A 13,522-nucleotide genomic window follows, 5' to 3' on the forward strand; every position below is an offset into this window, starting at 1 on the left:
CCGCCCTCCTATTCCCTCTCCCAGAGGGAGAGGGAGTTATCTCATAACCACCGCCCTCCTATTCCCTCTCCCTCTGGGAGAGGGTTAGGGAGAGGGGCATTGGGTTATTGCCGGCTACCCCCTGGCTAAGGCTGTTTTACCGGCATAGGGTAATTTTGCCAGTTCATCAATTCTTAAGAGTTGATTGTATTTGGCAACGCGATCCGTGCGGCATAAGGAACCGGTTTTAATCTGACCACAGCCGGTGGCGACCGCCAGGTCAGCAATGAATGCATCCTCGGTTTCACCCGAACGGTGAGACATGATACAGCGGTAATGGTTAGCCTGAGCCAGACGAATCGCTTCCCGTGTCTCGGTCAACGTGCCGATTTGATTTAATTTGATTAAAATGGCATTGGCCAATTTCTGAGTAATGCCTTGCTGCAGGATGGCCGGGTTGGTAACGAACAAATCATCGCCAACCAATTGAATTTTTTCTCCCAATACAGCCGTCAACTGCTGCCATCCTGACCAGTCACTCTCATCCAGGCCATCTTCAATACTGACAATAGGGTAGCTATTCACTAACTCCTGGTAATAAGCAATCAAACCGGCGCTGTCCAGCTGCTGATGATCGGAGACGAGATGATACACTTGATTGGTGTACAGCTCGGACGCTGCGACATCCAGGGCGAACACCATATCCCGCCCCAGTTTAAATCCGACCGCCTCAACAGCTTGGGATAAAACATCCAGCGCCTGCCGGTTTGATTTTAAGTCGGGGGCAAACCCGCCTTCATCGCCAACCGCTGTGTTCAGCCCCTGTTTTTTAAGTACAGACTTTAAGACATGAAACGTTTCAGCACCCCATTGCAGCGCGGTGGTAAAATCCGGCGCGCCCACGGGCATAATCATGAATTCCTGAATATCGACATTATTGTCTGCATGGGCACCGCCATTGAGGATGTTCATCATGGGCACCGGCATGGTCATCATTTCACCCTGGTTTAAAGCGACAAACAAGGGTTGTTGCCTGGCGTTGGCATAGGCACGCGCGCAAGCCAGAGACACTGCTAAAATGGCATTAGCCCCCAGACGGGATTTATTCTCTGTGCCATCGAGTTGACAGAGTTGTTGATCGATGACCTCCTGCTTATCAACCGACATGCCTTTTAATGCCTGATTAATGTCCTGATTAATGTGGTTAACTGCGCGGCGCACACCTTTACCCAAATAACGATTCGGCTCACCATCCCGTAATTCGCAGGCCTCACGGCTGCCTGTTGATGCGCCCGAAGGAACACAGGCGCGCCCCATGATGCCATTTTCAAGGTAAACATCCGCCTCAACCGTGGGGTTTCCTCGCGAATCAAGAATTTCACGCCCTAAAATACTGGCAATTTGCATCATCCATCCTCTTGCTGTCTGCTCATAAGGAGGATCATTGTTTTGCCATTGGGTTCTCTTGTCAAGTTAACTGACTGAAAAATGACTTATCGACGCTGATATTTCTTATGCGGGGCCACAAACAGCATCACCACACAGGCAATGAAACTCAATCCTGTACTCCATGATGCCGCCGTATAGAGCGCTCTGAGCTCAGGATTGGCTTTTTTGACAATGCTAAATTGCGACAGGTAAATGGTTTCACAAGCCCCATTGCCAGTATCATCGCGGCTGAAACTGGTTCCGCGTTGAAAGCGGGTGTCCTGGTTGGCATATTCTGCCAACACACCGCGCAAACGGATTTGATCGCCCACTTCAGCCTGCATCAAGGCTCTTTTAATAGCCAGGTTATCGGTGAGCAAATGGTTATTGGATAAGGCATTGCCCTTAAACAACTCCCCTGTTTGGCGATCAGACCAGGAGACCCAACAGGTCCAACTGTCGCTGTTGAAGGTCACTTTTTTATAAACCCCGGTTCGAACATTATCGCCCCAGACCACACAAAGATCGCGCAGATTAATAAAATCCTGCCAGCGTTTATGGTGCCAGATATCACCAAACCCGTCAGAATTGTTATAGGAGACCACCACCCCGTTTAATTGGTATTCATACTGCGGACGGATGACATAATGCTGATGATTGACAGTCAGGGTGAATGCTTTCTTGCTGGTCGGCTCCTGAAGCGGCGGTGACAGGGTTGTTAAGTCATAATACCCGGGGTCGGGTAACTTATCTTTTAAGAAATAAGTCACGGCCAACACCAGCAGGCTTAAAAGAAATAATATTCGGCAATAGTTTTCCGTGTTGGCTGAAATCAAAATAATTCCTGATATTCCTTGTTAATTCTTACCTTTCCTAATGTTCACTTTGATATATAACGTGGAATTTTGCGCAAAGGGCGTACCGGCGCGAATGACTTCCGTTCCCGGTTCAGCCGGGGCGCTGCCCTGGGCACTGGCCAATGCCACCCAATGATCCAGGGGAATGAGCATAGTCGTTTCCACTTTCTGCTCATGAAAGACCTGATTGCTCATATTGCTGGTTTGTTCACGAACCCGCTTGATGATAATTTTGACCTGATTGCCCTGTAATATTGGCTCAATCAGGAGCCCATTCTGCACCAGCCGGCGATCGAAGCTTACCCCTGTCCATAATCCCAAGCCCACGGAGCGAATCACCGGTTGACTTTCTCCCGTACTGACAAAAGCCGACTCCCCATTCATCACCGTAATGGATTGGCGGCGACGCTGATTGATTTGTGACGGGGTACTGATAGTCTCGGTGTGGCCGTCCTGAGTCGATAACCAGTCAGAATCCCCCTGGAAGATGGTGATCTCAAAAACAACCGGTGGCGTATCCAGTTTATGCAGCACCGCACGAAGCGCTGTCAATGTGTCTGGCGACACATTGACAATCAGGGTTTGTCCACTGCCTGTGACTTTATCCCCTTCTTTTAAGAGAGGCTGAATCAATTGAATCACTTGCGCGGCATCCTGATAATGCAGATCAATCACCTTGGTTATCCTGGGTTCTGCAAAAACGCTGGCGACAACCAGAGACAACAACAGGTACCATTTTTTCATGATATCCACTCCTGTGAGATATTATTAGTGTAGCAGGGCAGCAAGGCTTCAAGTGCTGAATTTTGCGGGAATGGTTTAGTTCTTGGAAAAGTTTCGCTATAATCAGCCCAAATCTTTCAGCCTGCATAATGATTATGGGAAGCATATTTAATATGTTTGGGCCATCTCCCATCCGGCCTATCGAACAGCACATGCGAAAAACCTATCATTGTGCCAAGCAGCTGCACCCTTTTTTTGAGGCTGTGCTTAAGCACGACTGGCCAACCGCTGCAGCCATCAAAGAGAAAATTTCCCAAATTGAAAAAGAAGCTGATTTAATCAAGCGCGACCTGCGTTTGCATTTACCCACCGGTCTTTTTCTCCCTGTGTCCCGTACCGATCTTCTTGAACTTCTCAGTGCCCAGGATCGCATTGCCAACCGCACTGAGGACATTGCCGGGCTCATCGTCAGCCGGCAAATGGTCATTCCTGAAGCCCTTTCTTCTGTCTTCATGCCTTTTCTGGAGCGATGCCTGGATGCCGCCAAACAAGCCTGCAAAGCCATCAATGAACTTGATGAATTGCTGGAAAGCGGTTTTCGCGGCAGCGAGGTCAAAATTGTTGAGGAAATGATTGTAACCCTCGACGAGATTGAACACGACAGCGATGAAAAGCTTGCTGACATCCGGCACCGTATTTTTGAGTTGGAAAAAGAACTGCCCGCTCTTGAGATTATTTTTCTTTACAAGCTGGTTCAATGGATTGGTGACTTGGCAGATTATGCTCAAACAGTCGGCGGCCGTTTACAGATTTTAATTGCCCGGTAATTTTGTCTATGGATTATTCTGTTTATCTGTTATTTGCTGCGCTTGCGCTTTGCTTTTTAATGAATTGGGGCGTAGGCGCCAATGATCTTGCCAATGTCATGAGCACAACCATGGGTTCCAAAGCGGTGACTGTCCGCCAGGCCATGTTCATTGCCATTGTTTTCGAGTTTGCTGGTGCCTTTCTTGGCGGCAGCGGCGTGACGGAAACCATGCGGGATGGCATTATCACCAGCAGTGAATTATCCAGCCAGCCCTTAATTTTGATTGAAGGCATGCTGGGGGTGCTGCTGGCCTGTACAGTGTGGATGAATTTAGCCAGTTATCTCGGTGTACCGGTCTCCATTACCAATGCGCTGGTGGGCTCCATGGTGGGCTTTGGTGCGGTGGTATTAGGACCGGAAGCCATTCAATGGAATCAGGTTTATCATATTGCCATTGGCTGGGTAACGTCTCCTTTAATTGCCGGCATCACCGCCTACACTTTGTTTATCAGTATTCAACAAACCATTTTCGTCAAATCCGATCCGCTGGAAAAAGCCAAGCTTTACATTCCTATCTACCTGTTTTTAGTCGGTTCAGTCCTGTCATTTATTACCGTATTTAAAGGTTTAAACCATTTCGACATCCATTTAAATTTAAAGCAGGATTTGGCGGTTACGCTGGCCACCAGCATCACCATTACTCTCATTGGCGTTATGTTCATCAAACGCATCCCGGAAATGCCGAGAATCCGCCGCCGTGAGCGCTTCATTCAAGTGGAGAAGTATTTTGCTGTACTCATGGCCTTAACGGCCTGCGCCATGGTCTTTGCGCATGGTTCTAACGATGTGGCCCTGGCTGTCGGCCCGCTGACCATTGTTCACAGCCTGGTCATGCATCCAGATAATGCCTTTACCGCCACCAATTACCCGGCCTGGATCATTTTCCTGGGTTGTTTTGGCGTTGTAACTGGATTTCTCATGTATGGACGCCGCGTCATTGAAACGGTAGGCAGCTCCATTACCGCCCTGACACCCAGCCGGGCTTTTGCCGCAACATTGGCTGCCGCCACAACCGTGGTTGTCGCGACCAGTACAGGTATTCCAGTCTCGGCGACTCAGACACTGGTTGGCGCCGTGTTAGGGGTAGGGTTAGCGCGTGGTATCGGTGCCTTAAACTTAATCGTCATCCGCAACATTTTTATGTCCTGGGTATTAACCCTGCCGGCCGCGTCGCTGCTAACCATTATGGCTTATAAACTGCTGCACCTGATGATTGGTTAAGTTGAGTTAATACGGTGCTTAACCCGGTGAGCTTCAGCCACCGGGTTATTCTTAAAATCCACGCCAGATTTCACTTTCCAATTCGGGAAGATCGGGATTGTCGCGCAGGGCATTGATGCGCTCATATTTCCTGATTTCCGCTAACTGCGAAGCTGATTTTTCATGATCGGCATCAAATTGATATAAAAACTTGTCGATTGGACTGACATAGGCTTTATCAAGGTCATGTTTGTTCATAAGGAATCCTACAAAATTTAGCGAATCATTTTAGCGGTTTTTATGGTAAGTTACCATTGATTATATACTAACTCAGGGATTATCAGTATGACCATTAAAAAAGCAGAGCTGCATGTGCATCTGGAAGGAACCATCAGCCCGCAATTGGCGCAAAAGCTGGCACTGCGCAATCAGTTGCAGTTACCCGCCGGCCTCATCAATGCCAATGGCACCAGTTACAACTATGGCGACTTCATGGATTTTTTAAAGGCTTATGACCAGATTGCCGCCCTGATTGCTTGCCCACAAGACTACTATGATGTGACCTTTGAATACCTTAAAGAAAGTGCGCTGGGTGGCAGCATTTATACTGAAATGATGTATTCACCTGACCATGCGGAAATGGTCAGCGGCATTCCTTCCAGCGAACATCTTAAAGCCATTCAGCAAGCCATTGACGATGCCGAACATCAACAGGGCATTGTTGGTCGTATTATTATCACGGCCGTGCGCCATTTCGGTGAAGAGGCCGCTGTGAAAGTGGCAAAACAAGGCATCAAAGAGGACCTGCCCTGCGTGGTGGGTTTTGGCTTGGGTGGTGATGAAATCAACTTCCCACCCAAACGTTTTGCCCAAGCTTATCAGATTGCTGTCGAAGGCGGCCTCCATGCCACCGTGCATGCGGGTGAATTTGCCTCAGCAGAAGGCATGAACGAAGCCATGGATTATTTGCCGATTAAGCGCATTGGCCACGGTGTGCAAAGTATCCATTCCCCTGAAACCATCGCCCGCCTGAAAGACAAACAGATTGCCCTTGAGATCTGCCCCTCCAGCAACGTTAGGCTTGGTCTTTTTAAAGATATCCCCAATCACCCCATCCGCCGTTTGCATAATGAGGGGTTATTACTTAGCATCAATTCCGATGATCCGCCGTTCTTCAATACCAATCTGGCCACGGAATATGAACGGGTTCAGCAGACCTTTAACTACTCGGATGCAGACATGACCCATTTTACCCGCATGGCGCTTGAAACAGCGTTTGTCGACGAGGCGACAAGAAAACGACTATTGCAGCATTTAAATTAAGAAATCGGACTCGTATCGTTCGACTTGACCGCGGTATCCACGTTCCACAAGACCAACAGTGCTGGATTCCGCGCACGGAATAATGATGCGGTACTTGAATGACTGATCTTGATTATTAAGCAGTATGAATAATCTGAAGTTGAAATGCTTATGCCCAGTCGGGCATAAGCATCAGGCAGAAACATCTTCCATGTATTGGCGCAGTTTTTTCATTGCATTTTTTTCGAGCTGACGCACCCGTTCAGCAGAAACGCCATACTTGTCAGCCAAATCGTGCAAAGTGACTTTATCATCGGCTAACCAACGTTGCTGCAGAATATCCTGGCTACGCTCATCCAGGCATTCGAGAGCCTGGAATAATTGATCGCGCCCCTGAACATCGCTGCGCTCCTGTTCAATCAGCAGAGCCGGATCATTGCTGCTATCATGCAGGTAATGAACGGGGGCTTTAAAGGCTTCGTCTTCATCATCATTGGCCGAGGCGTCGAAAGACGCATCCATGGCATTCAAGCGCTGTTCCATTAACACCACGTCTTCGCGGCTGACACCGAGATCGTTGGCGACGGCATCAATTTCCTCGCTGTTAAACCAGCCGAGGCGCTTTTTCATTTGTCTTAAATTAAAGAACAGCTTGCGTTGCGCTTTCGTGGTCGCGATTTTCACAATGCGCCAGTTACGCAAAACGTATTCGTGGATTTCCGCTTTAATCCAATGGACAGCGAAAGAGACCAAACGGACTCCCATTTTGGGGTCAAAACGCTTGACCGCTTTCATTAAGCCGATGTTACCTTCCTGGATTAAATCGTTTAAGGGTAAACCGTAACCAAGATAGCCTCTGGCTACCCGAACAACATAGCGTAAATGAGCCAGCACGAGCTGACGTGCGCTCTCAATGTCGCCTTCGCTATGGTATTTCTCCGCGTAGTTTAATTCTTCTTCAGCAGAAAGCATCGGAATCTGATTGACCCGATGAATATACGCATCAATACTGCCTATAGGCAAATTCAAGGATGCCAATTGCAGTTGTTGACTCATAGGGTACTTCCTCCAGTTATCAAAACCATAACAGGGTTAACGAACTGTCTGTTAACTTCCTTACAGACAGCTTTATTATACACTAATTTTAAAGGTTAATGCATTTAACCCATCAATTTAGTATAGATTTTTTTTTGTACAATACAAGGACGAATTTGATTTTATTTTGTCGCGAGACCGCTCTTAAGCGGCAGTCTCCCCTCATGCAATCCCCTAATAAGTCTCTATCGCAGCCAGCTGCCGTTTTACCGACAATCGCGCACCCAGCCAACCAAGCAGGATGGCCGCAAAAACGATGAGGTAAGCTTGCTTGACGGACAAACCCAGCAGCGGGTAATGCATTTGATAGGATGAAGCCAGCTCCTGCACAGCCACGGCGATGCTTAACATGAAAATATTGACCAGCAGCACCGCAAAGATAGCCCCTACCAGGCCATACCAGACTCCGGAATAAAGAAAGGGCCGCACGATAAAGGCATCGGTGGCGCCGATAAGCTTCAAAACCTGGATTTCTTCATGGCGGTTATGTATAGCGAGACGCAGGGTGTTGCCGACAATCAGCACCACTGCACAGGCCAAGAGCGCCATTAAGGCATGGGCTGTTTTCGAGGCAAACCCCAAAATAGCATGTAAGCGTGTTATCCATTCGATATCAAGCTTGGCTTGCTCCACATCCGGTAAAGCTTTCAGGCGAGTATATAGCTGATCCACCTTAAGCGGCGTGTCTATCCCCACCGCAGGAATCACCTCGATCACAGCCGGCAGGGGATTTTCAGGAAGGTAGCGCATGATGTCGTTCATCCCCTCCTGCTTTTGCAATTCCTGCATGCCTTCTTCCGGCGTTTTCAGGGTAGCATGACCAACGCCCTCTGTTTCCTGAATTTGAATCAGGATTTTGTTTTGATCCGCAGCCGTTAACGGCTGTTTCAAATAAAGGGAAATATGACCCCCGCGTTGCCAATCAGCAGTCAACTGATTCAAGCTGTCGCTAAATACCCAGAATAAGGCAGGCAGGGCTAGCGCGATGGCAATCACAACCACCGTCATCATCGTTGCCAGGGGACGGCGGCAGAGAAAATTAAAACTGTTGGTTGCGGCCTGCAAATGATAAGCCGCTTGTGACCGAATGTTCTTTAGCATACCCGCCCTCCTTTTAACATGATGATGCGGTGTCTCATGCCTGCAATCAGGGCCAGATCATGGGTGGCGATCAGCACGCTCACGCCCACCTGATTAAACTGTTCAAACAGTCGCATGATTTCAGACGACAAGCTAGGATCCAAGTTTCCGGTCGGCTCGTCAGCCAGAAGCAACGCGGGCTTGTGTACAACAGCCCGGGCAATACCCACGCGCTGCTGCTCACCGCCAGACAAGTGGATGGGCTGCATTTTCTCTTTCGTCAATAAACCGACCATATCCAGCGCGGCATGCACACGCTTGGCAATCAGGGCAGGCTGTACCCCCTGAATCTGCAAAGGCAAGGCGACATTATCAAATACCGTGCGATCATTTAAAAGGTTGGGGGATTGGAACGTAATGCCCAAGCTGCTGCGATAATACGCGATTTCCCGTTTTTTTAACTGGTTAAGCCGTATGCCATTCACTGTTAATTGACCAGAAGAAGGCGACTCCAGCTTGGCAATTAATTTAAGCAACGTGCTTTTGCCGGCTCCAGAGTGACCGGTAATAAAGGCCATCTCGCCTTTTTGTAAGGTAAAATCAACCTGACTCAGCGCTTCAAAACCGCCGGGATAACGTTTGCTCACTTGATCGAATTTAATCATCATTGAATATGGCTCTGACAAATTGTTCCGCGTCAAAGGGACGTAGATCGTCAATCCCTTCACCAATCCCCAGATAACGAAATGGTATCCCTAATTCATTGGCGATGGCAAACAGTATTCCTCCTTTTGCCGTGCCGTCGAGTTTCGTCATGGTAATCCCGGTTAAATCGACAGCCTGATGGAATTCACGCGCCTGATTAAGTGCATTTTGGCCAATACTGGCATCCAATACCAGCATGGTTTCGTGCGGCGCATTGGCATCAAGCTTCTGAAGAACGCGTTTAACTTTCTTTAATTCCTCCATCAGGTTGCCCTGGGTATGCAAACGGCCAGCGGTATCAGCAATTAGGATATCGATGCCGCGTGCTTTAGCTGCCTGCAACGCATCGTAAATAACTGATGCGCTATCCGCGCCGGTATGCTGGGCAATAACCGGAATCTGGTTACGTTCCCCCCAAACCTGCAATTGCTCAACTGCCGCGGCGCGAAAGGTATCGCCTGCCGCCAGCATGACTTTTTTACCCTGCTGCTGGAATTGCTTGGCCAGTTTACCGATGGTCGTGGTTTTCCCCGCCCCATTGACACCGACGGTCAGGATGACAAACGGCGTCCCGTCCGGGGTTTCGGGTATTAATGGCTGGCTCTTCGCGGCCAGTAAGGCAGTCAGACGCTCCTTCAGGAGGCCATACACCGCTGCCCCATCCGCCAACTGTTTGCGGGCGAGGCTATCGCTGACCTGCTGTAAAACAGTTTGTGAAGTGTCAATGCCCAGATCGGCACTGAGTAGCAGGGTTTCGATATCCTCCATCAGCGAAGCGTCAATTTCTTTGCGGCCCAGCAGCAACCGGCCGATACTTTCACCCAATTGATGGCGGGTTTTGCTCATGCCTCGCTTCAGGCGGGCGTAAAATCCCGGTTTACCTGGCTCCGTTTGTTCAACGGGCATCTGGCCTGTATCGGCGGATGAAGTCTCTACCGTCACATCCTCACCCGGTGCTGCATCAGCCGCAGCCGGGGGTGTAGCTCCATCCTGATTTCTTTTAAACCATTTAATCATAAGTGTACAAAACGAAGGAAATGTGAAATTCTATCACTTTTTTTGGTTCGGAGTTAATCCATGCGGCTTGCATTATTGCTTTTCTGTGCTGCTTTTTCCTCTTATGCGGCTGACAATGTTCATCAATACACCCTGGATAACGGCCTGAAACTGGTTGTCAAGGAAGATCACCGCGCACCCGTGGCCGTCACCATGATTTGGTACAACATCGGCTCGGCGGATGAACCGGGCGGCATCACCGGCGTCTCTCATGCGCTGGAGCACATCATGTTTAAGGGAACGCAAAAGTATCCCCTGGGTATTTTTTCCAAAACCATTGCCAATGTCGGCGGGGAAGAAAATGCCTTTACCAATTATGATTACACCGCCTATTTTGAAAAAATAGCGGCGTCGCAATTACCGATAACCTTTGAGCTCGAAGCCGATCGCATGCAGAATCTGCTACTGGATAAAGAGGAGTTCGCCAAGGAAATGAAGGTCATTCAGGAAGAGCGCCGTCTTCGTACCGATGACAATCCCCAGGCGTTAACGTTTGAACGTTACCTGGCTGCAGCCCATCTGGCGGATCCTTATCATCACCCGGTCATTGGCTGGATGAGCGATATCCAACAAATGAATATTGATGATTTAAAATCCTGGTACCAGAATTTTTATACCCCTAACAACGCGACCCTGGTTGTGGTCGGTGATGTGAATGCAGGCAAAGTTTACGAGCTTGCCAAACTTTATTTTGGTCAAATTCCAAAACGACCTGATTTTATCCGCAAACCGCAACAGGAGCCGCCGGCATTGGGGCCCAAATCGGTTGAAATCCATGCGCCGGCCAAACTGCCGATGCTGATGTTTGGCTACAGCGTGCCCAGCGTAAAAACAGCCGAAAAAAACTGGGAACCTTATGCTCTGGAAGTGGTCGCCGCCATTCTTGATGCAGGTGAGAGCGCACGCTTTGCCCGCAATCTGGTGCGTGGCTCGCACGTGGCCAGCAATGTCGATGTTTACTACGATCTCTATACCCGTTATCAAACGCAATTTACCTTGTTTGGTATTCCAACCCAGTCACACAGCATCGCTGAATTGAAAGCCGGGGTATTACGGGAGTTGCAGCGTCTGCAAAAAGAACCGGTCAGTGCCCAGGAATTGCAACGCGTAAAAACCCAAATCATTGCCCAGAAAACCTTTGAGAAAGATTCAATCTTCGGTCAGGCCATGGAGATTGGCGTCCTGGAAACATTAGGCTTAGGCTTTAAAACGGCCGACATCTACACAGACAGAATTAACAACATAACACCCCAACAGATTCAGGATGTGGCAAAAAAATACTTCCGCCCTGAATTAATGACTGAAGCCCAGTTATTCCCAGTGTCCCAACCTGAGAGACGATAATGAAACGATTGTTTGTAATTGCCTTACTTTTTTCATGCGCCGCTGCAACAGAGGCCAACACATTTAAAACGAAGAAATGGGAAACCAGCCATGGCGCCAAAGTCGTATTCTATCAGGCGAAAGAAGTGCCCATGCTGGATATTAATGTCGCGTTTGCCGCAGGATCTGCCTACGATGACAAACAATTTGGCTTGGCCTCACTCACAGCCAGCATGCTCGATCAGGGCAGCGGCCGCTTCGATGCATCGCAGATTGCTGAAACCATTGCGGACACCGGGGCACAATATAATTATGAAACCAGCCGGGATATGGCTGTATTTCGCTTGAAAACACTCACCTCGGAAGCGGCCTTAAAACAATCAGTAGACGCCTTTTCCCTCATCATCAATAAACCGGCTTTCCGTCAGGAAGCGTTTAACCGTCAGAAGAATCAGTTGCTGATGACCATCGCGCAGATGCAGGAATCACCTGATGATGTGGCCAACATGACCTTCTTTAAACAACTTTACAAGAATCATCCTTATGCCCATCCGGTCAATGGCACCATGGAAACTGTTAAAATGTTGAATACCTGGCAGGTACGCAATTTTTACAAACGCTACTATGTCAGCGCCAATGCCGTGATTGTTCTGGTTGGCGCCATCGATGAAGAAAAGGCGCATCAGATTACCGAGCAGTTGACTGAATTTTTACCCAAAGGAGAACATGCACCCTGTATCCCCAAAGCCGAAGCATTACCCGCTGCGGAAAAAGTGAATATTGTTTTTCCTTCATCCCAGACCATGCTGCGCTTAGGGCAAGTGGGTATCAGCCATGCTTCGCCCAATTATTTTCCGCTCATGGTAGGTAATTACATTCTTGGCGGCGGTGCGCTGGTATCGCGCCTGTCCACGGAAGTGCGTGAAAAACGGGGATTAACGTATGGCATTTACAGTCAGTTCGTACCCATGCCAGGCGAAGGTCCTTTCATTATCAGCCTCGCAACTCAAAACAATCAGGCCAATACTGCTTTACAAATCACGCGCGAAACCCTGGACAATTTTCTGAAAATGGGTCCAAGCGAAGATGAATTGACGGCGGCCAAGCAATACCTGGCAGGCAATTTCCCCCTGTCGCTGGCCAGTAATAACAGCATTGCCGGCATGCTGCTTCGCATTGCTTTTTATGATCTGCCTGATGATTATCTGGATACTTATGTGGCTCGAATTGAAGCGGTCAGCGTTGAAGACATTAAAAAAGCATTTGATGAAGCAGTTAAACCTGCGCAGATGTTATTAGTCACCGTAGGGCAAAAGTGAAGCAACAGGTTCGCATCATCGGCGGCAAATTCCGCGGCAAGAAAATTGACTTTCCAGAAGCACAGGGGTTAAGACCAACCCCTGACAGGGTACGCGAAACCCTGTTTAACTGGCTGATGCACGACATTCGTGGCGCCCGTTGCCTTGATGCGTTTGCCGGTAGCGGCGCTCTGGGTTTCGAAGCGTTTTCCCGGGGGGCTGCTCATGTTACTCTGGTTGAACAAAATCGCCTTGTGTTTAACCACCTGCTAACCGTCAGCCGCGCGTTCAATGCGCCTGAGTTATCCGTCATTCATGCGGATGCCCTTGCGTTTTTAAGCACAACCCGAGAGACATTTGATTTGGTCTTTCTCGATCCCCCCTTTGCCCATGCATGCCATGAAGCCTGTTTCACCCGCCTTCAGGCAAGCGATTGCCTGCCGCCGGGCGGTTTGGTTTATGTGGAATCCCCCGAGTCCCTCACCCTGAATCCAGCTGCATGGCAAGCCTTGAAAAGCAAGCAGGCAGGCCATGTGTTTTATGCTCTTTATAAAAAAATGCCAAGCAATTGAAATACCTTGACTTGTGCTTGACAAGGGGGCCATGCT

14 protein-coding genes are annotated in these 13,522 nt (G+C 49.0%); 6 read left to right on the forward strand and 8 right to left on the reverse strand.

From position 1 onward, the window contains the following. Window positions 1-114: 114 nt before the first annotated feature. The 3 genes from eno to Lery_RS03005 all read right to left on the reverse strand — a co-directional run bounded on the left by eno (window position 115) and on the right by Lery_RS03005 (window position 3,008). Window positions 115-1,386 carry a phosphopyruvate hydratase gene (eno, locus tag Lery_RS02995; protein WP_131751037.1) on the reverse strand — a complete coding sequence of 424 codons (1,272 nt, stop codon included), beginning with the start codon at window positions 1,384-1,386 and terminating at the stop codon, window positions 115-117. 86 nt (window positions 1,387-1,472) lie between these two features. Continuing rightward, window positions 1,473-2,243: a hypothetical protein gene (locus Lery_RS03000; protein ID WP_202814025.1), complete on the reverse strand. Its 771-nt coding sequence runs from the start codon at window positions 2,241-2,243 to the stop codon at window positions 1,473-1,475. A gap of 21 nt (window positions 2,244-2,264) precedes the next feature. After that, the gene (locus tag Lery_RS03005) at window positions 2,265-3,008 is read right to left on the reverse strand and encodes a type II/III secretion system protein (protein ID WP_131751028.1); all 744 of its coding nucleotides are present in this window, start codon (window positions 3,006-3,008) and stop codon (window positions 2,265-2,267) included. 134 nt (window positions 3,009-3,142) lie between these two features. On the opposite strand from Lery_RS03005, the gene Lery_RS03010 reads away from it, so the two are divergent. Both Lery_RS03010 and Lery_RS03015 read left to right on the forward strand, forming a co-directional pair. Then, a complete protein-coding gene (locus Lery_RS03010) occupies window positions 3,143-3,814 on the forward strand; it encodes a TIGR00153 family protein (protein ID WP_058525778.1) in 672 nt (223 codons plus the stop codon). 8 nt (window positions 3,815-3,822) lie between these two features. Then, window positions 3,823-5,076: an inorganic phosphate transporter gene (locus Lery_RS03015; protein WP_058525779.1), complete on the forward strand. Its 1,254-nt coding sequence runs from the start codon at window positions 3,823-3,825 to the stop codon at window positions 5,074-5,076. Window positions 5,077-5,127: 51 nt separating this feature from the next. Here the strand turns inward: Lery_RS03015 and Lery_RS03020 are convergent, their stop codons facing one another. Continuing rightward, window positions 5,128-5,313: a CBU_0585 family protein gene (locus Lery_RS03020; protein WP_058525780.1), complete on the reverse strand. Its 186-nt coding sequence runs from the start codon at window positions 5,311-5,313 to the stop codon at window positions 5,128-5,130. A gap of 87 nt (window positions 5,314-5,400) precedes the next feature. Here Lery_RS03020 and Lery_RS03025 point away from each other — a divergent pair, with 87 nt between their 5' ends. After that, window positions 5,401-6,378: an adenosine deaminase gene (locus Lery_RS03025; RefSeq protein WP_058525781.1), complete on the forward strand. Its 978-nt coding sequence runs from the start codon at window positions 5,401-5,403 to the stop codon at window positions 6,376-6,378. A gap of 171 nt (window positions 6,379-6,549) precedes the next feature. On the opposite strand, the gene rpoH is transcribed toward Lery_RS03025, so the two are convergent. The 4 genes from rpoH to ftsY form a co-directional block, all read right to left on the reverse strand. Then, on the reverse strand, window positions 6,550-7,413 hold the full coding sequence (rpoH, locus tag Lery_RS03030) for an RNA polymerase sigma factor RpoH (RefSeq protein ID WP_058525782.1): 864 nt from the start codon (window positions 7,411-7,413) through the stop codon (window positions 6,550-6,552). Window positions 7,414-7,626: 213 nt separating this feature from the next. Continuing rightward, on the reverse strand, window positions 7,627-8,553 hold the full coding sequence (gene ftsX / locus Lery_RS03035; protein WP_058525783.1) for a permease-like cell division protein FtsX: 927 nt from the start codon (window positions 8,551-8,553) through the stop codon (window positions 7,627-7,629). Beyond that, on the reverse strand, window positions 8,547-9,197 hold the full coding sequence (ftsE, locus tag Lery_RS03040) for a cell division ATP-binding protein FtsE (RefSeq protein ID WP_058525784.1): 651 nt from the start codon (window positions 9,195-9,197) through the stop codon (window positions 8,547-8,549). Before ftsE ends, ftsX begins: the two co-directional genes overlap by 7 nt. Continuing rightward, window positions 9,190-10,143 carry a signal recognition particle-docking protein FtsY gene (ftsY, locus tag Lery_RS03045; protein ID WP_420324140.1) on the reverse strand — a complete coding sequence of 318 codons (954 nt, stop codon included), beginning with the start codon at window positions 10,141-10,143 and terminating at the stop codon, window positions 9,190-9,192. The genes ftsE and ftsY overlap by 8 nt, the downstream gene beginning before the upstream one ends. Window positions 10,144-10,314: 171 nt before the next feature. On the opposite strand from ftsY, the gene Lery_RS03050 reads away from it, so the two are divergent. The 3 genes from Lery_RS03050 to rsmD are packed head-to-tail and all read left to right on the forward strand — an operon-like array spanning window position 10,315 to window position 13,486. Then, entirely contained in the window at window positions 10,315-11,637 is a 1,323-nt protein-coding gene (locus tag Lery_RS03050) for a M16 family metallopeptidase (protein ID WP_058525786.1), read from the forward strand. Beyond that, on the forward strand, window positions 11,637-12,935 hold the full coding sequence (locus tag Lery_RS03055) for a M16 family metallopeptidase (protein WP_058525787.1): 1,299 nt from the start codon (window positions 11,637-11,639) through the stop codon (window positions 12,933-12,935). The genes Lery_RS03050 and Lery_RS03055 overlap by 1 nt, the downstream gene beginning before the upstream one ends. Beyond that, window positions 12,932-13,486, forward strand: a complete 555-nt coding sequence (gene rsmD / locus Lery_RS03060) for a 16S rRNA (guanine(966)-N(2))-methyltransferase RsmD (RefSeq protein WP_058525788.1) — start codon at window positions 12,932-12,934, stop codon at window positions 13,484-13,486. The genes Lery_RS03055 and rsmD overlap by 4 nt, the downstream gene beginning before the upstream one ends. The last annotated feature ends 36 nt before the right edge of the window (window positions 13,487-13,522 follow it).

The organism is Legionella erythra, assembly GCF_001467615.1.
Lineage (GTDB): Bacteria > Pseudomonadota > Gammaproteobacteria > Legionellales > Legionellaceae > Legionella_C > Legionella_C erythra.

Bases quoted from the DNA above. Each gene is read 5' to 3' on its own strand.
- eno (WP_131751037.1), bottom strand. From the start codon at position 1,386: ATGCAAATTGCCAGTATTTTAGGGCGTGAAATTCTTGATTCGCGAGGA.
- Lery_RS03005 (WP_131751028.1), bottom strand. From the start codon at position 3,008: ATGAAAAAATGGTACCTGTTGTTGTCTCTGGTTGTCGCCAGCGTTTTT.
- Lery_RS03010 (WP_058525778.1), top strand. From the start codon at position 3,143: ATGGGAAGCATATTTAATATGTTTGGGCCATCTCCCATCCGGCCTATC.
- Lery_RS03015 (WP_058525779.1), top strand. From the start codon at position 3,823: ATGGATTATTCTGTTTATCTGTTATTTGCTGCGCTTGCGCTTTGCTTT.
- Lery_RS03020 (WP_058525780.1), bottom strand. From the start codon at position 5,313: ATGAACAAACATGACCTTGATAAAGCCTATGTCAGTCCAATCGACAAG.
- Lery_RS03025 (WP_058525781.1), top strand. From the start codon at position 5,401: ATGACCATTAAAAAAGCAGAGCTGCATGTGCATCTGGAAGGAACCATC.
- rpoH (WP_058525782.1), bottom strand. From the start codon at position 7,413: ATGAGTCAACAACTGCAATTGGCATCCTTGAATTTGCCTATAGGCAGT.
- ftsX (WP_058525783.1), bottom strand. From the start codon at position 8,553: ATGCTAAAGAACATTCGGTCACAAGCGGCTTATCATTTGCAGGCCGCA.
- ftsE (WP_058525784.1), bottom strand. From the start codon at position 9,197: ATGATTAAATTCGATCAAGTGAGCAAACGTTATCCCGGCGGTTTTGAA.
- ftsY (WP_420324140.1), bottom strand. From the start codon at position 10,143: ATGCCCGTTGAACAAACGGAGCCAGGTAAACCGGGATTTTACGCCCGC.
- Lery_RS03050 (WP_058525786.1), top strand. From the start codon at position 10,315: ATGCGGCTTGCATTATTGCTTTTCTGTGCTGCTTTTTCCTCTTATGCG.
- Lery_RS03055 (WP_058525787.1), top strand. From the start codon at position 11,637: ATGAAACGATTGTTTGTAATTGCCTTACTTTTTTCATGCGCCGCTGCA.